22 protein-coding genes are annotated in these 19,698 nt (G+C 37.4%); 6 read left to right on the forward strand and 16 right to left on the reverse strand.

The genetic code is table 11. The features are described 5' to 3' along the window. Window positions 1-139 precede the first annotated feature (139 nt). Entirely contained in the window at window positions 140-685 is a 546-nt protein-coding gene (locus ACZZZK_RS09670) for an REP-associated tyrosine transposase (RefSeq protein WP_463483937.1), read from the forward strand. Window positions 686-897: 212 nt separating this feature from the next. Here ACZZZK_RS09670 and ACZZZK_RS09675 read toward each other — a convergent pair whose 3' ends face one another. Next, window positions 898-1,404, reverse strand: coding sequence for a phosphoribosyltransferase family protein (locus tag ACZZZK_RS09675; protein ID WP_056851990.1), 507 nt, complete (start codon window positions 1,402-1,404; stop codon window positions 898-900). A 128-nt stretch (window positions 1,405-1,532) separates the two neighbouring features. On the opposite strand from ACZZZK_RS09675, the gene ACZZZK_RS09680 reads away from it, so the two are divergent. Beyond that, window positions 1,533-2,237 (forward strand): head GIN domain-containing protein, encoded by a 705-nt coding sequence (locus ACZZZK_RS09680; protein WP_463483938.1) that lies wholly within the window; start codon window positions 1,533-1,535, stop codon window positions 2,235-2,237. A 110-nt stretch (window positions 2,238-2,347) separates the two neighbouring features. On the opposite strand, the gene ACZZZK_RS09685 is transcribed toward ACZZZK_RS09680, so the two are convergent. From ACZZZK_RS09685 to ACZZZK_RS09695, 3 genes are all read right to left on the reverse strand, one after another. After that, window positions 2,348-2,755 carry a hypothetical protein gene (locus ACZZZK_RS09685; RefSeq protein ID WP_463483939.1) on the reverse strand — a complete coding sequence of 136 codons (408 nt, stop codon included), beginning with the start codon at window positions 2,753-2,755 and terminating at the stop codon, window positions 2,348-2,350. 63 nt (window positions 2,756-2,818) lie between these two features. Continuing rightward, window positions 2,819-4,252 (reverse strand): 23S rRNA (uracil(1939)-C(5))-methyltransferase RlmD, encoded by a 1,434-nt coding sequence (rlmD, locus tag ACZZZK_RS09690; protein ID WP_463483940.1) that lies wholly within the window; start codon window positions 4,250-4,252, stop codon window positions 2,819-2,821. A gap of 131 nt (window positions 4,253-4,383) precedes the next feature. After that, on the reverse strand, window positions 4,384-4,494 hold the full coding sequence (locus ACZZZK_RS09695) for a hypothetical protein (RefSeq protein ID WP_056851986.1): 111 nt from the start codon (window positions 4,492-4,494) through the stop codon (window positions 4,384-4,386). Window positions 4,495-4,704: 210 nt separating this feature from the next. Here ACZZZK_RS09695 and ACZZZK_RS09700 point away from each other — a divergent pair, with 210 nt between their 5' ends. Further along, entirely contained in the window at window positions 4,705-6,408 is a 1,704-nt protein-coding gene (locus ACZZZK_RS09700; protein ID WP_463483941.1) for a M28 family peptidase, read from the forward strand. A 1-nt stretch (window position 6,409) separates the two neighbouring features. After that, window positions 6,410-7,891, forward strand: coding sequence for a 1-hydroxycarotenoid 3,4-desaturase CrtD (gene crtD / locus ACZZZK_RS09705; protein WP_463483942.1), 1,482 nt, complete (start codon window positions 6,410-6,412; stop codon window positions 7,889-7,891). Here the strand turns inward: crtD and ACZZZK_RS09710 are convergent. The 4 genes from ACZZZK_RS09710 to ACZZZK_RS09725 all read right to left on the reverse strand — a co-directional run bounded on the left by ACZZZK_RS09710 (window position 7,888) and on the right by ACZZZK_RS09725 (window position 11,321). Continuing rightward, entirely contained in the window at window positions 7,888-8,487 is a 600-nt protein-coding gene (locus ACZZZK_RS09710) for a shikimate kinase (RefSeq protein WP_463483943.1), read from the reverse strand. The two genes, crtD and ACZZZK_RS09710, sit on opposite strands and share 4 nt — an antisense overlap. Before the next feature lie 84 nt (window positions 8,488-8,571). Further along, the gene (locus ACZZZK_RS09715) at window positions 8,572-9,627 is read right to left on the reverse strand and encodes an ABC transporter permease (protein WP_463483944.1); all 1,056 of its coding nucleotides are present in this window, start codon (window positions 9,625-9,627) and stop codon (window positions 8,572-8,574) included. Next, on the reverse strand, window positions 9,627-10,778 hold the full coding sequence (locus tag ACZZZK_RS09720) for a BT_3928 family protein (RefSeq protein ID WP_463483945.1): 1,152 nt from the start codon (window positions 10,776-10,778) through the stop codon (window positions 9,627-9,629). The genes ACZZZK_RS09715 and ACZZZK_RS09720 overlap by 1 nt, the downstream gene beginning before the upstream one ends. Then, complete coding sequence (locus tag ACZZZK_RS09725; protein WP_463486285.1) at window positions 10,779-11,321, reverse strand: DUF1599 domain-containing protein; 543 nt, start codon at window positions 11,319-11,321, stop codon at window positions 10,779-10,781. It lies immediately after the preceding gene. A 101-nt stretch (window positions 11,322-11,422) separates the two neighbouring features. Here ACZZZK_RS09725 and folP point away from each other — a divergent pair, with 101 nt between their 5' ends. Both folP and cdaA read left to right on the forward strand, forming a co-directional pair. Beyond that, the gene (gene folP / locus ACZZZK_RS09730; RefSeq protein ID WP_463483946.1) at window positions 11,423-12,277 is read left to right on the forward strand and encodes a dihydropteroate synthase; all 855 of its coding nucleotides are present in this window, start codon (window positions 11,423-11,425) and stop codon (window positions 12,275-12,277) included. Window positions 12,278-12,334: 57 nt separating this feature from the next. After that, window positions 12,335-13,126, forward strand: a complete 792-nt coding sequence (gene cdaA, locus ACZZZK_RS09735) for a diadenylate cyclase CdaA (protein WP_010602775.1) — start codon at window positions 12,335-12,337, stop codon at window positions 13,124-13,126. Window positions 13,127-13,207: 81 nt separating this feature from the next. Here the strand turns inward: cdaA and ACZZZK_RS09740 are convergent, their stop codons facing one another. The 8 genes from ACZZZK_RS09740 to recJ all read right to left on the reverse strand — a co-directional run bounded on the left by ACZZZK_RS09740 (window position 13,208) and on the right by recJ (window position 19,674). Next, complete coding sequence (locus ACZZZK_RS09740) at window positions 13,208-13,618, reverse strand: BrxA/BrxB family bacilliredoxin (protein WP_463483947.1); 411 nt, start codon at window positions 13,616-13,618, stop codon at window positions 13,208-13,210. Window positions 13,619-13,714: 96 nt separating this feature from the next. Next, window positions 13,715-14,182: a CCC motif membrane protein gene (locus tag ACZZZK_RS09745; RefSeq protein ID WP_463483948.1), complete on the reverse strand. Its 468-nt coding sequence runs from the start codon at window positions 14,180-14,182 to the stop codon at window positions 13,715-13,717. Between the two features lie 2 nt (window positions 14,183-14,184). Then, complete coding sequence (locus ACZZZK_RS09750; protein ID WP_463483949.1) at window positions 14,185-14,508, reverse strand: DUF2752 domain-containing protein; 324 nt, start codon at window positions 14,506-14,508, stop codon at window positions 14,185-14,187. Next, window positions 14,489-14,923, reverse strand: a complete 435-nt coding sequence (locus ACZZZK_RS09755) for a YkvA family protein (protein ID WP_463483950.1) — start codon at window positions 14,921-14,923, stop codon at window positions 14,489-14,491. Before ACZZZK_RS09755 ends, ACZZZK_RS09750 begins: the two co-directional genes overlap by 20 nt. Before the next feature lie 71 nt (window positions 14,924-14,994). Then, window positions 14,995-15,408 (reverse strand): hypothetical protein, encoded by a 414-nt coding sequence (locus ACZZZK_RS09760; RefSeq protein WP_463483951.1) that lies wholly within the window; start codon window positions 15,406-15,408, stop codon window positions 14,995-14,997. Window positions 15,409-15,419: 11 nt separating this feature from the next. Further along, window positions 15,420-16,943: a GH3 auxin-responsive promoter family protein gene (locus ACZZZK_RS09765; RefSeq protein ID WP_463483952.1), complete on the reverse strand. Its 1,524-nt coding sequence runs from the start codon at window positions 16,941-16,943 to the stop codon at window positions 15,420-15,422. 142 nt (window positions 16,944-17,085) lie between these two features. Continuing rightward, window positions 17,086-17,826, reverse strand: a complete 741-nt coding sequence (gene lptB, locus ACZZZK_RS09770; protein WP_463483953.1) for an LPS export ABC transporter ATP-binding protein — start codon at window positions 17,824-17,826, stop codon at window positions 17,086-17,088. A 138-nt stretch (window positions 17,827-17,964) separates the two neighbouring features. Then, window positions 17,965-19,674 carry a single-stranded-DNA-specific exonuclease RecJ gene (recJ, locus tag ACZZZK_RS09775; RefSeq protein WP_463483954.1) on the reverse strand — a complete coding sequence of 570 codons (1,710 nt, stop codon included), beginning with the start codon at window positions 19,672-19,674 and terminating at the stop codon, window positions 17,965-17,967. Window positions 19,675-19,698: the final 24 nt, after the last annotated feature.

A 19,698-nucleotide genomic window follows, 5' to 3' on the forward strand; every position in this document is an offset into this window, starting at 1 on the left:
TCGCTATTCTCATTCATACTCTCCACAAACGAGTACGATTATCGCAATTATGTATAATATAGCTATATTCACTATAAATCTCCCAAATATTTTCTTTGTTGAGAATATAATTTAATAAAAGATTTAATCTTATTTGATTATGGGAGGAAGCAGATATATAATTACCGATCAAAATCAGACTTATTTTATAACATGTACAATAGTTGGTTGGATAGACTTATTTACTAGACCAGAATATAAAAACATAATTGTCGATTCATTAAACCACTGTATCCAAAATAAAGGATTAATATTAAATGGTTGGGTTCTGATGACGAATCACATTCACTTTATTGGAAGGTGTAAAGAGCCAAATAAAATGTCTGATTTTCTGAGAGATTTTAAAAAATTCACTTCGAAGCAATTGGCTGTTACAATTAAAGAGATACCTGAAAGTAGGAGAGATTGGCTTTTAGATAAATTTAGTTTCGAAGCAAGAAAGACCAATCGGGCAGAAAATCACAAAATCTGGCAAGACGACAATCACCCTATCGATTTACAAGAAATCGATGCTTTTCAAAAACTACATTATATTCATGATAATCCTGTTAAAGCTGGTATTGTTGAATTTCCTGAGCAATACATTTATAGTAGCGCTAAAGATTATGCTGGAATTAAAGGTTTAGTGAAAATTGAATTGATTTAAAAAGCGATAAAATCGCTATTCTCGTGCATGCTCGTTACAAACGAGGACGATAGCATAGATGAATTATAGCCCCCTTTTGTATAATGGATATAGAGTTTTTGATGTCCTGTTCAAAGATTTCTCCACTTCTGTCGAAATGGCATATTATACGAATGGTTAACTTCAATTAATACAATATATCTTATCTCATTCAAAATTTTCCCTTTTACCTCCTAGCTCAAATAAACCCGATCCTCTTCGCCTTCTACATCCATTACCACATCCACATGTTCTTTTAAAATTGTAGCCAATTCTAAACCAACAAAATCAGTGGCTATTGGGAAAATTTTATGACTTCTATCTACTAGCACTACCGTACGAATTTTTTTATGTGGCGTGTTGAGGAAAACACCAAGGCCATAGGCTAGGGTTTTACCACTATTGAGCACATCATCAACAATGATTACCACTTTATTTTTCCAATGGCTTTCATCTAAATCGGTACTGGCAATTAACTTACTGCTTTCTTTTTGTAAATCAATACGTAACAAAGTAAGCTTAAAAGAAGATATTTTCTTCAACACCTTTTCTAAACGAAGTGCAAGTTTATATCCACGATCCCAAATTCCAGCCAGTACAATCTCTTTTTCGTTCAAATTATCCTCTAAAATTTGGTAAGCGATACGATCTATCTTTTGTTGGATTTGTTTCTTATTAAGAATAAGTAGTTGCGATGCCATTGTATAAAAAGGTTGAATACAAAAAGAACGATTTTAAGGCTGAAATTCAAACTATTTGAAAAATAATTTCGATTGCTTGCAACGTTTTGGATGTGGATGCGTCTAATCAATAACCAAAAACAAAACCCATGAAGTTATTCCTTAAATCATCTGCCTTTTTGTTCATTATAGTAATTAGCTATACGGCAAAGGCACAAGAGTCAAAAAATTATCCCGTAAAAAACTTTAACAGTATCGGCGTAAGTAGCGGTATAGATTTGTATTTAACCCAAGGCGGTAGTGAAGCAGTGACCATAAAATCGGATGCCGAAACCTTGAAAAATCTTATTGTTGAACAAAACGGCAGTAACATTTCTATCAAGTTTAAGGATGGAATCAATTGGAGTGGGATGTTTAAAAACCGAATAATTAAAGCTTATGTAAATTATAAAACTTTAAACGCTTTAGCGGCTTCAGGTGGATCTGATGTTTTCACTCAAAATCAGCTAAAAACCGATAAGTTGGCTATTCACTCTTCTGGCGGATCAGATTTGAAGCTCAATGTAGTTTGTAAAGATTTAACCATCCAATCTAGCGGTGGTAGCGATATCGATTTAAAAGGAAAAGCTGAAAATATGAGCATTGAATCAAGCGGTGGAAGCGACATTGATGCTTACGAATTTGTTACGGATTACGCCAAAGTACAAGCTTCAGGCGGATCTGACGTAAATTTATATGTAAATAAAGGATTAGAAGCTGCAGCCAGCGGCGGTGGCGATGTGAGTTATAAAGGTAATGCTTCTTTGAAGAAAACTTCAAACTCAAAAAGTGGCGATGTTCACCACGTAAATTAAGAACTTAGTTTAGTTAATGATAAAATTAGCCGCTTTGTGGATGCAAAGCGGCTTTTTTCAAAACTGATTTTACAGATTTTAATTCACGTATCGATAGTAATCCTTAAACCCTATCTCTTGTTATAAGGATAATAGATAAAATTAGCGCCTTCGGGCACCACTACAAATACACACATAAAATCTTCAGGCTTTTTGTAAACCTTTAAAAAAGCTTCTTTTTTATCTTTTTTAATGATCCCTTTTTCTACAAATTCTTCCAAGGTGGAGGCTTGTATTGTCCAATCGGTATTCAACTCTTCTTTATTCAGAATTAATTCACCGATATTAACCTCATGTTGATGTGCAATAAAAATTGGATGCGCAGAAATTCCTTCCACCATAATTTCTATTGAAACCTCTTTAATGGCATCAGCATAAAATTCAAGGTCCTTTTCTAAACTTACCAGAGGACTCTCCTGCTTTTTCTGCGGCTGTCCGCTATCTTCTGGTGTTGCACTTAATAATTCTTCTCTATCCATTTTAATGTTAATTTTGAGGATAAGGTTAAGGACAACGTTAAGTGCTCAACCTCAATCTCAATCTCAATCTCTCAGCCTCAATAAAACTACATTTTCTACGTGTTGCGTATGTGGAAACATATCAACTGGTTTAATGCGGGCGACGTCATATTTAGCGCTTAACAGTTCTAAATCGCGGGCCTGGGTTGCCGCATTGCAACTTACATATACAATTTTTTCCGATTCCATTTCCAGCAAGCGCTGAACCACATCTGCATGCATACCTGCCCTTGGCGGATCGGTAATTACGACATCAGGTTTACCATGAGCCAAAATAAATTCTGAGGTTAGAATGTCTTTCATATCGCCAGCATAGAAAATGGTATTATCAATACCATTTAATTCCGCATTGAATTTAGCATCCTCAATAGCTGTTGGCACATATTCTACACCAACCACTTGCTTTACATGCTTAGCAATGAAGTTAGCAATGGTTCCGGCTCCGGTATATAAATCGTAAACCAGTTCATCGCCTTTAAATCCTGCAAAATCTCTTGTAATCTTATACAATTCAAAAGCTTGTTCCGAGTTGGTCTGGTAAAAAGATTTCACCCCAATTTTAAAGCGAATAGCTTCCTCTCCCGGCAAGCCAGAAGGCATCTCTTCGAAGATATGATCGCGACCAGCAAAAACATTAACGTCCTGATCAAAAATGGTATCATTCTTCTTCTGGTTGATGATATATAGCAGGGAAGTAATCTGCGGAAATTCTGTTTTCAAGAAGTTCATTAAGCCATCAACCTGCTCTTTTTCAGGATAAGCAAACACCACTGCAACCATCACCTCTCCTGTAGTGGAAGTACGAATAATCAGATTTCTTAAAACCCCTTCATGATTACGTAGATCGTAAAACGATAATTCATTTTCTAAAGCAAATTTACGTACTGCATTTCTGATAGAATTAGAAGGTTCATCTTGCAGATAACAATGTTGAATATCCAAAATTTTATCAAACCGCAAAGGGACGTGAAAACCCAGTGCATTCATGTCAAAATCTTCATCCCGCTCCACATCGGTTCTTTCTAACCAACGTTTATTCGAAAAAGTAAATTCTAACTTATTCCGGTAATATCTATTTTTAACAGAACCTAAAATAGGCTCAGCATTGGAAATATCTATTTTACCCAAACGTTGTAAAGCTGCTTCCACATTTTTCTGCTTAAACTTCAATTGCGAATCGTAACCCATGTGTTGCCATTTGCAACCGCCGCAAGTTCCAAAATGAGGACAAAAAGGATCGGTACGCAATGCTGATTTCTCGTGGATTTGATCGATCACTGCTTCAGCAAAATTCTTTTTCTTTTTAGTTAAACGAACGTCAACCACATCGCCTGGAACGGCTTTATCAACAAATATAACCAACTCATCGGCTTTGCCTACACCTTTTCCTTCTTCAGCAATATCAATTATATGTACGTTTGGAACTATTGTTACCGTACCTGGTTTTCTTCTACTCATTATTTTGCAAAGATAGAAAAAAGAGGCTAAAGGTTGAAGATAGAAAGGTCAAAGCCAGAAAAACCGAAACACAGGGGTGCAACATTCCATTTGAACAGGAACTGTTCCTTCAGAAATTTTGATTTGAAAAATTATTTCCCAAAAATTTTAAATGCAGTTTCCCAGAAACCTTCAAGCCAATTAAATTTTAGGTCAAACTTTTCATCTACTAATACAGAAAACTCTAATATTTCTTTGCTCATGATAAAAAACCTATCTATTTGCACAATAATACAAAATCATACCGAAAACCATAACGGTATTAATTAATTTTATGTTAATTTTACATCAGTTGGTTAAAACTTTGTTTGTGCTTCAGACTTCATTCAATTGAGCGGATCTTTAGCTGCAAAGCGAAGAACAATTTTAGTCATGACTGAATATTCTTAGTATCTTTCACCTTTTAATTCAAAATGAAAATAAGGATACTTTTCGCTCTTCTTCTGGTGGGGTTGGCAGGATTTGCTCAAAACACTACTGATGACTATTTTAAATTAACAAGAAATGGTTTCAAAGAAAAAAACGCTTACGAAACCACAGCTTTTATTGAGAAATATTTTCGCGTTCCGGGAAATAGCGGCTTCAACGCAAGTATTTATTATGTAGAAAACGTTCTTAAAAAAGCGGGATTTGTTGCAGAAACACAAAACGAATTGGAGGCACCCCTGACCTACAGAATTGAAAAGCGACCGCTCAAAAACAATACCTGGGAACCTATAGATGCGAGTGTAGAAATTGTTGGAGAACAGCAGCCGTTAATTTCTTTCAAAACCAACCGGAACATGATTCCTATAAACTGCAAATCTACACCTCTTGGTGGCGTTACAGCAGATGTGGTATTGGTAAATAGTTTAAAACCGGCTGAGTTAGAAAAGTTAGATCTTAAAGGGAAAATTATTTTTTCTGAGAATCATCCAGGGCGACTATTGGCTATTGCGGCAAAAGCAGGTGCAATTGGTGTTCTTGGCTATTCCATGCCGAAATATACGCAACCAGAAGTGCATCAAACCTCGATACAATTTGGAAGCATGAAGGCCGATAGTGAAGTTTGGACATTACTTTTATCTTATGCTGCCAAAGAGAAACTTAAGGCGGCTTGTTTAAAAGGTTCGACAAAGCTGAAAGTTAATATTCAAACCAAAATCTATCCTTCGGAAGAATTAACAATAGTGGCAAATGTAAGAGGCGCAGTGAAGGCTAATGAACGCTTCGTTTTCAGTGCGCATGTGCAAGAACCTGGTGCTAACGACAATGCTAGTGGCGTAGGCACATTAGCCGAAATGGCCAGACTAACAGCCGAACTTTATCAAACGAAAAAGCTTATACCACAAAGAACCCTAACTTTTTTATGGGGAGATGAAATTGTATCGACAAAGCGATACATTGTTGAAGATACCGCCCGGGCTAAAGGCATTATGTGGGGAATGAGTTTAGATATGGTTGGCGAGGATACCAAAAAAACAGGCGGATCATTCTTGATCGAAAAGATGCCGGACCCATCAGCGATTTGGACGAGAGGAACAGATAAACATACCGAATGGGGCGCTGGCGAAGTCTCGGAGAAAAACTTGTTCCCACATTATTTCAACGATTTTATTTTTGATATCTGCAAAGCTCAAGGAAAATTTGCCAACTGGACGGTAAATTACAATCCTTTCGAAGGTGGAAGTGATCACACCCCATTTCTTCAAAACAAAATTCCAGGATTGCTGATGTGGCATTTTACCGATGTATTTTACCATACAGATAATGACCGATTAGACAAAGTTTCTCCAACGGAAATGAAAAACGTGGGCATTAGTGGATTAACTGCTGCTTATACCCTAATTTCTGCAGATGAAAATACCGCTCTAACCACCGTTAAACAGGTTAAATCTGATGCATTGATTCGCTTAAAAACCGAATTCGAACTCAGTAAAAAAGCGATAACCGAAGGCAAATTGGCAGCCGACGAAAAACACATTATAGAAGTATGGAGCAAATGGTACGTTGAGGCCTTGGCCACTATTAATAAAATGCCAGTTATAGCTGAAACCACCCGCGTAGGTTCGGCAATAAAATTTGCAACGAATGAAATTGAGAACCAAACAAAAGTTTATCTCGAAGAGTTGAAGTAAGATGCGTGAGCAAAAAGCCATTGTTATTGGAGCAGGAATTGCAGGAATAGCTTCTGCCATTAGATTTGCTGTAAAAGGTTTTGATGTAGAAGTTTTCGAAGCCAATGCTTATGCTGGTGGGAAACTCGCCGAAATGAACTTTCAAGGTTTTAGGTTTGATGCCGGACCGAGCTTGTTTACCATGCCACAATATGTTGATGAACTTTTCCAACTGGCGGGGAAAAATCCGAAAGATTATTTTGAATACGAACGCCTGGATGAAGTTTGCAGATATTTTTATGAAGATGGTTTACGGCTCACTGCGCATACTGACGCAAATAAATTCGCCGCGGAAATTGAAGCAAAAACAGCAGCCAGCGCCAAAGAAATTCATCAGTTTCTTAAAAAAAGTGAGACCATTTATGAAGTCACGAATAAAGTATTTTTAGAAAGATCACTTCATAAGGTCAAAAGTTATTTGCATTGGGATACGCTTAAATCGGTTTTTCGTTTCGGACAAATTGATGCTTTTAGAACCCAGGCGAAGGCCAACCAAAGCTTTTTTAAAGATGAGCGAATTGTGCAGCTTTTTAACAGATACACTACTTACAATGGTTCAAACCCGTATCAGGCACCTGCGACTTTAAATGTGATACCGCATTTCGAATATCATTTTGGCGCTTTTATCCCAAAAAAAGGAATGTATAGCATTACAACTTCATTGGTAAAGCTGGCAGAAGATTTGGGTGTAAAATTTCATTTCAACTCCAAAGTAAGCGAAGTTTTTTGTACCAAAAAGAATGGAACGTTAGTTGTTGAAGGCATAGTTTGCAACGAACAGAAAAGTGCTGCGGAAGTAGTTATTTCTAACCTCGACATTTGGTTTACCTATCGGAACCTACTAAAGAATTTTCCAGCACCAGAGAAATTATTAAGTCAGGAACGGAGCAGTTCTGCTCTGATTTTTTATTGGGGAGTTAAAGGAAGTTACCCAGAACTGGATTTGCACAATATTGTTTTCGCGGCAGACTACAAAGCTGAGTTTGATGCCATTTGGAAAGACAAGACCATTTACACTGACCCAACAATTTACATCAATATCACTTCAAAACACATCAAAACGGATGCCCCTGAGGGTTGCGAAAATTGGTTTGTAATGATTAATGTTCCAGCGAACGTTGGCCAAAACTGGGATGAATTGATCGATACTGCTAGGCAAAATATTATCAATAAAATAAAGAGGATTTTAAAAGTTGATATTGATGAGCTCATCGTAGCTGAGCAAATTCTGGACCCAAGAAGCATAGAATCCAAAACCGGATCTTATCAGGGATCGTTGTATGGAAATAGCTCAAATAACCAGTTTGCTGCATTTTTGCGGCATGCAAATTTTAGTTCTAAAATAAAGGGACTTTATTTTTGCGGTGGTAGTGTTCACCCAGGAGGTGGAATTCCGTTGGCGCTACTTTCGGCTAAAATAATAGATCAGGATCTAACGAACTAGCTAATTTTATTTTTGATCGTTTCTTCCAACTGCTCAGCATCCAGATCAAAAGCATCAACGATTATTTTAGCCTTCGTGTAAAAAGGGTTGCGTTCTTCTAACTTTACTTCAATAAACGCTAAAAGCTCTTCATCGTTCAAATCTTTTATCAATGGTCGTTTTTGACGGTTGTGTAATCGTGAAACCAGAGCTGCAGGTTCCATTTGGAGGTAAACCGTTGTTCCGTTGGCATTCATCCAATCCATATTATCGAAAAAACAAGGCAAGCCGCCACCTGTTGCAATGACACAAGTCTCAGGATAATCAAAAGTTTTGAGCATCTCACTTTCAAAATTCCTAAACCCACTTTCGCCAAATTCTACAAAATATTCAGCGATCGTTTTGCCTGATTTGCTTACAATTTCAGCATCCAGATCAATAACAGGGCATTCTAGCCGATGCGCCAACTGTTTTGCTTTGGTGCTTTTACCGCAGCCCATATATCCAATGAGGAAAATTAATCCCTCCGCCCTTAAATGGGAATCTGAATTGCTAACCCCTAAATCCCCTAAAGGAGACTTCTCCTTTCTTTCGTACCCTGAATTTTCATCAGCCATATATAATGTTTAATTTTTTATTTCTTTTTTAGATTGTGGTTATTTCCATCTCGCCTGCAGTTCCCCCTTCAGGGGGTTGGGAGGCTAAGCCAATTTTACTCTTGGATCAACGTAAGCATAAAGTATATCCACCAGGATATTGATTACCACAAACACAAAAGCAATAAATAAAATGGAGCCCATGACTACTGGAAAATCTGACATTTCTAACGCAGTTACAGTAGTTCTGCCTAAACCATTATAGCCAAAAATATATTCTACAAAGAAAGAACCGGCAAGCAATGAAGCAAACCAGCCCGAAATCGCGGTAATTACCGGATTCATCGCATTCTTTAAAGCATGTTTGTAAATGATAGCGTTTCTACTTAATCCTTTGGCTCTCGCTGTTCTGATATAATCCTGTGCTAAAACATCAAGCATAGCGCTTCTGGTAAGTTGCACAATGATGGCAAGTGGCCTCAAACCCAACGTGATCATTGGCAACCAGAGATTTCTTAGTGTTAAAACTTCGCCACTGAAAGGATCGTAAGAATACAGGCTTCCACTCATTTTTAACCCGGTATAGTCACTTAATACAAAACCAAAAAGCCAGGCTATGATGATTCCAGCAAAAAAAGAGGGTGCCGAAATACCCAGAATAGCGAAAGCATTGGCGGCTTTATCAATCCATGAATCTTTGTAAACAGCAGACAATACGCCTAAGAACACACCAATAATGGTGGCAAAAATCATGGCGGTAAGCGCTAATACAAAGGTATTAGGAACCGTTTCTGATAAAATTGCCGTTACATCGCGTTTAGTTTGGTAAGAGCTTCGCAGATATGGCCACTTTAAGACTAGTGCTTTTTGATCGAATCCGATTAATTTGGCATAATGATACTTGGCTTGAGTTACACCATCATTGTCAAGAATGCTTATCGGTGAAAGATCATTTACATAAAGTACAAATTGCATGGGTTTTGAACGATCTAAACCAAATTCCTTTCTTACTGCCTCCAGCGATTGAACATCAGCTCGCTGACCCATCGTCATCCGGGCCGGATCGCCCGGCAAAATGTTAAAGAGTACAAAAACAACCAATACTACGCCCGCCATCACCAGCAAGCCATACATCAGTTTTTTTATAGCATATGCAATCATTATCTATCGAAATATTTTCGGCTCAGTTGATCAAAGGTAGGCACATTGTGAAAGTGCCATTTGTTAATCACTACGCCATTTTTGAGTAACAGAACTCCTGGGTTTGCCCGCACCATGCTTTTCAATGGAACAGCATCAGCATAAAAGACTTCAGAGAAAAGGTTGTTTTTTTTAATAAACGCTTCTGCATCCTGAGCTGAATTTGCCGTTAATAAAACCGTGCGAATATTAAACTGTTGCGTCGCGTTTATTGCCAGTGCATTGAGCTTTCCAACAGCAGCCTGGTTGGCATTTTTTAAATCATAAGCAACGAAAATCAAACTATAGTATGGATTTTCAATAAGCTCTTTTGTATAATCGGTGCCGGAAGCATCAGTAATTTTTAAATCTTTAATCTTCGGCTCATAGCCTTTTTTAACCAGGCGCTGTACCGGCTCACCAACAATTTCCCAATTATTATCTTTCCAAATTTCGGTTTTTAGATAGGCTTTATCGCTCATATCTTTCTCTTCTTTGGTTTTCTTATTTACCAGATGATACATAATTTCATACTCATCTGGTTTTTCGCCTGGCGGAATAATCATTTGAGACGGGATGTGCACTCCCACTTTATACGGCAAAAAATCTATTATCGGTAAAACGTTATAAGTGAAAATTCCAAAACCTAAAGCCACGAGGGTGATGAGGATCGCGATATTTCGCTGAACAGCTGGCTTGGTAAAAACCGGTTTAATGTGGTGTTTATTAAAGAAAATAACCAATATCAAAGCCAGCAAAATTAAATCTTTACTAAACGACTGCCAGGTTGTTAGCGGAATGGCATCGCCAAAGCAACCGCAGCTGGTAACCACCTTAAATGCAGCCGATACGAAAGTAAGTATGGTAAAGAAAATGATAAGGACAAGTAAACCCCAGGCCACTTTTTTGCTCCAAAAACCTAAAAGCAGCAGTGCGCCTAGTATAATCTCAAGTGTGCAGAGCAAAATCGCAATCCCTGTTGCTGCACCACTCAAAAAATTTAAATGGAAAACTTCAAAATACTCCTGCAATTTATAGCCAAACCCCAATGGATCATTAGCCTTAATTAAACCCGAAAATATAAAGAGAACACCAACGAAAATTCTTGAAATACTTAAGATTATATTCTTCATCTACTTTACGCCTAATTTAATTAATGCAAACACGGAGTAGTTTAGCATATCCTGGTAGTTTGCTTTTACCCCTTCTGAAGCAAGTGTTTGCCCTTCGTTGTCTTCAATTTGCTTTACGCGAAAAACCTTCATCAATATTAAATCAGTTAAAGAACTGATTCGCATGTCTCTCCAAGCTTCGCCATAATCATGGTTTTTTGCAAACATTAGGTTTTTGGTTTCTTCAATCTTTGCATCGAATTGGAGTTCAACCTCGTCGTAAGGCATTTCATTTGGGTCAGTTTCCGACAACTCCATTTGCATCATCGCAATAACGCAATAATTTACAATGCCAATATATTCAGAGATGATGCCTTCGCCTACCAGACTAACTTTTTTCTCCTCTAAAGTGCGGATGCGTTGTGCTTTAATAAAAATCTGATCAGTGATTGAACTTAACCTTAAAATACGCCAGGCTGTTCCATAATCCTTGGTTTTTTTTAGAAATAAAGATCTGCAAACCGCGATCACTTCATCAAATTCTACAGCAGTATTTGTTTGTATCAAAATCAATAAATTATTAGTTTTAGTGTATTTTTGTCTAGATTGAACAAAAGCTAAAGATACATTTTTATAGCGAAACCCAAATCCCGAAAGGGTTTATTATGTCAGAAAAAAACTTTTTAGAAGCCCAGCAAAGTATAAACGCTAAGGGACGAATAATTGATTTAAGTGAGCCTAAAGTGATGGGGATACTAAACATTACCCCAGATTCTTTTTTCGGTGAAAGCAGAACCAAATCAATTTATGAAGCACTTTCCAGAGCCGAAAAATTTTTGAAAGAAGGCGCTACGTTTATTGATATTGGCGGATATTCATCGAGACCCGGAGCAATTGATGTATCTATTGAAGAAGAGTTATATCGCACTGTTCCAGTAGTTGAAGCCATTTCAACCATGCTTCCGGAAGCAGTTATTTCTATCGATACTTTTAGAGCAAAAGTGGCAGAAGAAACCATTTATGCTGGGGCACACATTGTTAATGATATTTCTGCTGGCGATCTGGACGAGGGAATGTTCGAAATGGTAGCCACGCTAAAAGTTCCATACCTAATGATGCATATGCAGGGCACGCCACAAACCATGCATCAAAACCCTCATTACGAAAATGTAACCTTAGAAGTCGTAGATTATCTGGCTAAAAAAATAGCCCAACTTCGAGCACTTAAGATACACGACGTAATTATTGACCCAGGTTTTGGTTTTGGAAAAACACTCGAACACAACTACCAATTACTGAGAGAAATGGAAGCTTTCAAAATATTTAAACTCCCGCTTTTAGTTGGTTTTTCAAGGAAGGGTATGATCCATAAAGCATTGGGTACAACGGCAGCGGATGCACTAAACGGCACCACGGTTTTAAATACCATTGCTTTGCAAAAAGGAGCTAAAATATTAAGGGTTCATGATGTAAAGGAAGCTGTTGAATGTGTGAAATTGGTCGAAAGGCTTCAGGGATAATCTCAGATATGATACTGAAAATTGTAAACTGATAACTGTTTTAGTATCTTGTGACTGATGAAAGGTTTTGATTTTGATTTTCTTAAGGTATCGCCAACAGATGTAGTAGACATTGTACTTGTTGCAATATTGATTTACTACGTTTATACACTGATACGCAATACGCTGGCGGTAAACTTATTGGTCGGCATGTTTATTATCACAGTTTTTTATTGGATAGTAAAAGCCCTTCACATGGAATTACTCACTACCATCATAGAGAAATTTATGAGCGTAGGGATCATTGCGCTGATTGTTATTTTTCACCCTGAAATCAGGCGTTTTCTTTTGCTTATCGGCAAAAATGCATTTCTGCAAAAAAATAAAGCTTGGTGGGGTTACTTATTTGGCCGGAAGGAAATTGAGCGGAATAATTTAACTCGGATAAAACCCATTATTGATGCCTGTAAAACAATGAAAAAAACCCGTACTGGTGCGTTGATTGTGTTTGTAAAATTTTACGACGAACAATTTTTTGCCAACAGCTGCGAGGTTGTTGATGCGAAAATTTCGAAAAGACTCCTGGAAAGTATTTTTCAAAAAAACAGTCCGTTGCATGATGGCGCTGTTGTGATTTCGGAAAATAAAATTAAAAGTGCCAGTTGCATTTTGCCTTTAACAGATAACGACCAACTGCCCTCTCAATTTGGGTTAAGACACCGGGCTGGTATTGGTGTATCTGAAACTACTGATGCAGTAGCGGTAATTATTTCAGAGGAGACAGGAGAAATTTCTTATGCCAAACAAGGACGAGTAAGAATGAATGTTTCTTTCGGAGAGCTGGAGAAGTTGCTTAATAAAGATTTTTAGAAGATGATTACACAGATATAAAGATTACACAGATTTAGGTAGCCTAAATCTGTGTAATCCTCTAAAATCATTTAATCCGTGTTAACAATATTGTTCAAAAGCGCCAATCAGGTTATCGGCGATCATTTGTGCAGGGCGACCTTCAATTTGATGACGCTCGATCATATGAACCAATTTACCATCTTTAAATAAGGCCATTGCAGGAGATGAAGGAGGAAAAGGCATCATGTAATTTCTAGCCTGATCTACAGCTTCTCTTTCCATTCCGGCAAAAACTGTTACCAATTTATCTGGATGTTTTTCGTGAGCTGCTGCTGCTCTTGCTGCAGGGCGGGCATTAGCCGCCGCACAACCGCAAACCGAATTCACTACAACCAACACAGTGCCCTCGCCTTTAATGGCTTGATCAACATCTTCTGCGTTTTTTAATTCTTGAAAACCTACGTTAGTTAATTCCTTACGCATTGGTTCTACTAAATATTCTGGATACATTATCGTTAGTTTTTATTTACAATTTGAATGGTACAAAAATAAGAAAATCGGATGGTATGCACCATCCGATTTATATTTTTAAGGTAAAATTAGCACCTAGTTAAATCCTTTAAAAAATCTATCGTAAGCCTCTGGGTGGGTAATGGCACCAGCTATAATTAACACGAAGAAGATAATAAAAAGTAAACTCAATATCGTCGCAATCATCCCGCAGATTTTACCTGCTTTAGCATTTTTAAATGATGATTCGGTATACATGGTTGGGTTTAACTGATACTTTTTAACATCGCTGCCACCAAGTGCCCATGCAATAATACCAAATATTAAACCGAAAATGCCATAGAAACAACATGCCGGAAGTGCCAAAATACCTAAAACTAAAGCTACCGTAGCATTTGGAAGATTTTGCTGACCGCCCATTCCACCAAATTGACCAAATGGAGGTGGCTGCTGAAAAGGTGGCGGAGTTATTGGTCCAAAGCCAGATGGAGGAGTGTTGGCTTGTTCTGGCTTATTTAAATCAATTGGATTATTTTGTGGCGGATTTTGCTGTTCGTCTGACATAGTTAAGCGATAAGTTGATGGGTATATATTTTGTAAATGTAGTTGATAAACACAATTGCTGCAATACCTAAAAATGCGAATTTTATTACAGAAGCCCCTACTTTAAAATCAAATTTTAAATGAAATGCAGTAAAGATGATGATGAAAACTAAAGGAATGGTGGCCGGATAATACTTAAATGAAGCAAGGAAATCGCCTTCCAAAAGTGAAACTATAGACCGCTGCAAACCACAACCCGGGCAATCATAACCAAAATAGGTTTTGAAAGGGCAAGCTAAAAGATGGCGGCTTAGCCAATCGATAAAGCTAAGTTGTTGAAGGATCATCTAATTTGGCGATAACTTTCAATTGAGCATCTTTCCATATTTTGTACTTTTCCAGGTCTTTTAAAACTTGTTTATATACTAAATTAAGTACAAAAATATCATCCATAAAACCTAAAAGTGGAACAAAATCCGGAACGATATCCAAAGGAGAAAGAAAATATATAATTCCTCCCAAAATGGCAACGATAGATCTTTTTGGAATTTCAGTATAGTCGCCGTTTACATAATCTTTTGCCACGCCAAATAGTAAAACCATTTTAGTCCATACTCCATCAAGATCGCTTTTGTTATTTATCGCTTTGCCCAAAGCATCTTTAATTGTGCCACTTGCTTTAGATTTGTCGTTCAAAATCAACGTTGCTCTATTTTCAGATTTCTTAAAAAAATCTAAAACTCTCTTCCTATTAAATCTCATAAATAATGCTTTACAAATTAACGTCCAAAAAAGTTAAATCATCTGCCTTTTAAATAAATAGTCAGCTTCAATTATTTTTGATCAAACAATAAAAGCAACTTTCTATCGAATGAAATCGGCACAAGCTTATCATTTGCAGTGTCTTCTTCAAATAACTGCCTTTTTACCGGATCAAAAATGAATCTGGCAATGATGGGCATCCTGTCAGCATAGCTTTCGTGTAAGTTAAAACCATAGGTTTTGGAATAGCTTTGTGAAGGATCCGTTTTAGGATTTGGGCTAGATTCTAACATTATACCATAAGATGTTCCTCCATTTTTCTTTATCCTTTCAAACAAGCCTTTAGTAAGTTGTTTACATCTGGGAGAGGTTTCTACAATGTTATAAGCGATTTTTGCTTTCTTACTTTCATTAATCTGGGCAAATGTTTTTAAGCCTGAAAAGGTCAGAAAAAACAAACACAATATCAGTTGTTTAGCGCTCATCCTATTTTTATTTAAGCAGCTGATGCGTTCATCATCTCAAGAATATCGTCAATATATTTTCGCTCATTAGCCAAACGCGGAACCTTATGCTGGCCGCCCAATTTATCACGGCTTTTTAACCAATTATAAAAGGTGTTGGCCGGAGCATTATGCACTGTAGGCCTACACAAAGCCATATCTTTAAATCGTTTCGCATCATAATCAGAATTTACTTCCCGCAAGGTATTGTCCATTACATCGATAAACTTTTCGAAGTCGTTAGGTTGTTTATCAAACTCAATGATCCATTCATGTCCTCCGGCTTTTTCACCTTCAAAATAAATCGGACCAGCAGTGTAATCTTTAATTTCGGCACCAGTGGCAAGGCAAGCCTTTGTTAGTGCCTGTTCGGCATTGTCTATAATTACTTCTTCGCCAAAAGCATTTATAAAATGTTTCGTACGGCCGGTAATTTTTATCCGATAAGGAGAAAGTGAGGTGAACTGAATCGTGTCGCCAATCATATAGCGCCATAAACCACCATTCGTTGAGATTATAATCGCGTAATTTTTATGCAATTCAACTTCACCCAATAAGAGTGCTTTTGGATTATCTTCACCAATATTTTCCAGCGGAACAAACTCATAAAAAATGCCATAATCAAGCATTAACAGCATTTCATCAGAATCGTCCTGGTCCTGAATCCCAAAAAAACCTTCAGAAGCATTGTAGGTTTCCAGGTAGTACATTTCGCTGGATGGAATGAGCTGTTTAAACTGTTCACGATACGGGGCAAAATTTACGGCACCGTGGATGTAAACTTCCAGATTTGGCCATACTTCCAATAAATTATTCTTGCCCGTAAGTTCTAAAACCTTCTTTGCCAAAACAATGGTCCAGGTTGGTACGCCCGAAATACTGGTTACATTTTCATGGATGGTAGCCTCTGCCATTCTATCCATTTTTACCTCGTAGTTATCCATCAATGCGATAGACATATCGGGAGTGCGGTAAAACTCAGCCCAGATGGGCAGGTTTTTAATCAATACTGCTGATAAATCGCCATAAAAACAGTCTTCGTTGAGTTGATTTACCTGATGGCTACCGCCAAGCACTAAACCTTTTCCGGTAAACATTTGATTGTCTGGGCGATTATTGCAGTAGATGGAAAGCATGTCTTTACCACCTTTAAAGTGGCACTCTTCCAAACTTTCTGCCGAAACCGGAATGAATTTACTTCTATCGCTTGTAGTTCCTGATGACTTGGCAAACCACTTAATATCTGATGGCCACAAAATATTTTGTTCTCCAGCCAGCATTCTTTCAATAAATGGCTTTAATGTATCATAGTTTTGAATGGGAACCCGTTCCTGATATTGTTGCGGGGTTAAAATAGATTTGTAATCATATAACTTACCCCATTCTGTATTTTCTGCACTATCAATTAGCGTATGAAACCACTCCTGTTGAACATCGTGTGGATATTTCATAAAAAGCTCGATCTGATGAATCCGCTTTTTCATTAACCAGGTAAAAATTGAATTTACGATTGCCATGCTTTATTTTTTTACCACAGATAAACACAGATCTGGCAATGAACCAGAATTATCATCAATTCTCAAAATGCTCTTATTTACGCTCATTTTATTTACAATGGGATTTCAAATATTAAAATGTGTCTATCCTATATATTTGCAGTTAAACATCAAATTTCTTACGTTTCAATACGAAGTTAGATCCTAAATATACTTTCCTTACCATGTCGTTTTCTGCCAAAACCTCCGGAACACCTTGCTCTAAAATTTTTCCCTCGAAAAGCAAATAAGCCCTATCAGTAATGGAAAGCGTTTCCTGAACGTTATGGTCGGTTATTAGTATACCAATATTTTTATGTTTTAGTTTTGCAACAATGCTTTGAATTTCTTCTACGGCAATTGGATCTACCCCTGCAAATGGTTCATCTAAGAGAATAAAATTCGGGTTTGCCGCTAAAGCACGGGCAATTTCAGTCCGTCTGCGCTCCCCGCCTGATAATAAATCGCCTCTGTTTTTCCGAACTTTGTGTAAGCTAAACTCATTGATCAATTCTTCCAGCTTGTCTTTCTGTTCTTCTTTGGTTAGGTTACTCATTTCTAAAATAGCGAGAATATTATCCTCTACAGTTAGCTTTCTAAAAACAGAAGCTTCCTGGGCTAAATAGCCGATACCTTTCTGTGCCCTACGGTACATGGCATCTTCCGTAATATCTTCATCCTCCAAGAAAATGCGACCTTCATTTGGCTTAATTAAACCTACAATCATATAAAAAGAAGTCGTTTTACCGGCGCCATTCGGACCAAGCAAACCCACAATTTCCCCTTGACTCACATTAAATGAAACATTGTTTACAACAGTGCGTTGCTTGTATTTTTTTACCAGATTTTCAGCTCTTAATATCATTCTTTATTAATTTTTAGATAAAAGAACAAAGATCAATGAATAAAGACTGGGTTGTTCATTCCTCATCCTTAAGTCTTGTCTTTTCTCTTTGATCTTTACTTTTTATCCTTTATGCTTTGCTCCTTTGTCCTTACTCTTTTATCCTTGCTCCTTTATCTTAATCCCTTTAATATTAAGCTGTAAACGTCGCTTTTCTCTCCAAACATTTTCTTCAATAGTATAACAAACAGAAAATGGCACTTTTGGTTGTAAGAGATTTTGAAATTCAGCCAGACCAAAACCAATGCCTTCAAAAATAAGTGAATTTTGTTGCTTTATATTTATTTTAAGGTGGTTTGCACCTACTGCCATTGCAGCCCGATCTAAGTATACGTTATGTGTAACAAAAATCGGCGCCATGTTTTCTGGCCCGAACGGACCCATTTGAGCCAATACCCGATAAAATTTACCATCAATTTGAGCAAGATCTATTTCCGCATCAATTTTGATCATCGGCGTTAACAATTCATCGGTAATGCTTGACGAAACAATTTCTTCAAATTTATCGGCAAAAGCGGTTACATTTTGCTCCTGCATGGTTAAGCCAGCTGCAAATTTATGACCGCCATATTGGTCTAGTAAATCAGCACAGCCACTCAACGCCTCATATAAATCGAAGCCCACAACCGATCGGCAAGAACCTGCCACATGACCGTTTGATTTAGTCAAAACGATTGTTGGGCGGTAATATTTTTCTGTTAACCTCGAAGCTACAATGCCAATAACACCCTTGTGCCAATTTTCGTTAAATACGACAGTAGTTTTTCGGTTAATAAGCACTTCGCTCTCCCCTATTAAAGCCAGCGCTTCCCGGGTAATATCCTGATCGTATGTTTTGCGCTCTGTATTTTTCAGGTTTATTAGTTCACTCTGCTCCAAAGAATTTCCATCAACCTGGCAAAGCAACATCGCTACGGCATGTTTTGCATGGTCAATACGGCCTGCGGCATTTATCCGCGGACCCAAAGTAAAAACCACATCCGTGATGGTGTAATTTTCAGTTTTACCCGAAACCTCCATTAAAGCCCTTAAGCCCTCGCATGGATTGGTATTTAATTTCTTTAACCCATAATAAGCTAAAATTCTATTTTCTCCTACTACCGGAACAATATCTGCGGCAATGCTTACCATTACCAAATCAAGATATTGCAAATAGGTTTCTTCTGGAAGATGATGTTTTTGAGCATAGGCTTGCGCCAGTTTGAAGCCGATTCCGCAGCCTGCCAATTCTTTAAACGGATACTCACAATCCAATCTTTTAGGATCTAGAACCGCTATTGCCTTTGGCAAATCATCACCAGGTAAATGGTGATCACAAATGATAAAATCTATTCCTAAACTATTCGAGTAATCAACCTTATCGATGGATTTTATACCACAATCTAACGCAATAATCAGAGAAAAACCGTTTTCATTCGCATAATCGATACCGGCGGTAGAAATTCCATAACCTTCTAAATAACGATCTGGAATGTAGTATTCGATGTTTGGGGTAAGTTGAGAAAAGAAGCTGAAAGCAAGAGCTACCGATGTGGTTCCATCAACATCATAATCACCATAGATCAGAATTTTTTCGTGAGTTGCTAATGCATTTTCGATTCTTTCTATTGCTTTATCCATATCTTTCATCAAGAAAGGATCGTGAAGATGATTTAAATCAGGCCTAAAAAAATACTTCGCCTGGTCAAAATCACAAACATTGCGTTGAACTAAAATTTGTGAAAGTGATTGATCTATATTGAGTTGTTCTGCTAATTTCTTTACCGTGTCATCATTACAATTTGATGTCAGCACCCATCTTTTTTCCATTATATTTGTTTCCGAACAGTAAAT

Source organism: Pedobacter sp. AC163 (assembly GCF_979258665.1).

Bases quoted from the DNA above. Each gene is read 5' to 3' on its own strand.
- ACZZZK_RS09670 (WP_463483937.1), top strand. From the start codon at position 140: ATGGGAGGAAGCAGATATATAATTACCGATCAAAATCAGACTTATTTT.
- ACZZZK_RS09675 (WP_056851990.1), bottom strand. From the start codon at position 1,404: ATGGCATCGCAACTACTTATTCTTAATAAGAAACAAATCCAACAAAAG.
- ACZZZK_RS09680 (WP_463483938.1), top strand. From the start codon at position 1,533: ATGAAGTTATTCCTTAAATCATCTGCCTTTTTGTTCATTATAGTAATT.
- ACZZZK_RS09685 (WP_463483939.1), bottom strand. From the start codon at position 2,755: ATGGATAGAGAAGAATTATTAAGTGCAACACCAGAAGATAGCGGACAG.
- rlmD (WP_463483940.1), bottom strand. From the start codon at position 4,252: ATGAGTAGAAGAAAACCAGGTACGGTAACAATAGTTCCAAACGTACAT.
- ACZZZK_RS09695 (WP_056851986.1), bottom strand. From the start codon at position 4,494: ATGAGCAAAGAAATATTAGAGTTTTCTGTATTAGTAGATGAAAAGTTT.
- ACZZZK_RS09700 (WP_463483941.1), top strand. From the start codon at position 4,705: ATGAAAATAAGGATACTTTTCGCTCTTCTTCTGGTGGGGTTGGCAGGA.
- crtD (WP_463483942.1), top strand. From the start codon at position 6,410: ATGCGTGAGCAAAAAGCCATTGTTATTGGAGCAGGAATTGCAGGAATA.
- ACZZZK_RS09710 (WP_463483943.1), bottom strand. From the start codon at position 8,487: ATGGCTGATGAAAATTCAGGGTACGAAAGAAAGGAGAAGTCTCCTTTA.
- ACZZZK_RS09715 (WP_463483944.1), bottom strand. From the start codon at position 9,627: ATGATTGCATATGCTATAAAAAAACTGATGTATGGCTTGCTGGTGATG.
- ACZZZK_RS09720 (WP_463483945.1), bottom strand. From the start codon at position 10,778: ATGAAGAATATAATCTTAAGTATTTCAAGAATTTTCGTTGGTGTTCTC.
- folP (WP_463483946.1), top strand. From the start codon at position 11,423: ATGTCAGAAAAAAACTTTTTAGAAGCCCAGCAAAGTATAAACGCTAAG.
- cdaA (WP_010602775.1), top strand. From the start codon at position 12,335: ATGAAAGGTTTTGATTTTGATTTTCTTAAGGTATCGCCAACAGATGTA.
- ACZZZK_RS09740 (WP_463483947.1), bottom strand. From the start codon at position 13,618: ATGTATCCAGAATATTTAGTAGAACCAATGCGTAAGGAATTAACTAAC.
- ACZZZK_RS09745 (WP_463483948.1), bottom strand. From the start codon at position 14,182: ATGTCAGACGAACAGCAAAATCCGCCACAAAATAATCCAATTGATTTA.
- ACZZZK_RS09750 (WP_463483949.1), bottom strand. From the start codon at position 14,508: ATGATCCTTCAACAACTTAGCTTTATCGATTGGCTAAGCCGCCATCTT.
- ACZZZK_RS09755 (WP_463483950.1), bottom strand. From the start codon at position 14,923: ATGAGATTTAATAGGAAGAGAGTTTTAGATTTTTTTAAGAAATCTGAA.
- ACZZZK_RS09760 (WP_463483951.1), bottom strand. From the start codon at position 15,408: ATGAGCGCTAAACAACTGATATTGTGTTTGTTTTTTCTGACCTTTTCA.
- ACZZZK_RS09765 (WP_463483952.1), bottom strand. From the start codon at position 16,943: ATGGCAATCGTAAATTCAATTTTTACCTGGTTAATGAAAAAGCGGATT.
- lptB (WP_463483953.1), bottom strand. From the start codon at position 17,826: ATGATATTAAGAGCTGAAAATCTGGTAAAAAAATACAAGCAACGCACT.
- recJ (WP_463483954.1), bottom strand. From the start codon at position 19,674: ATGGAAAAAAGATGGGTGCTGACATCAAATTGTAATGATGACACGGTA.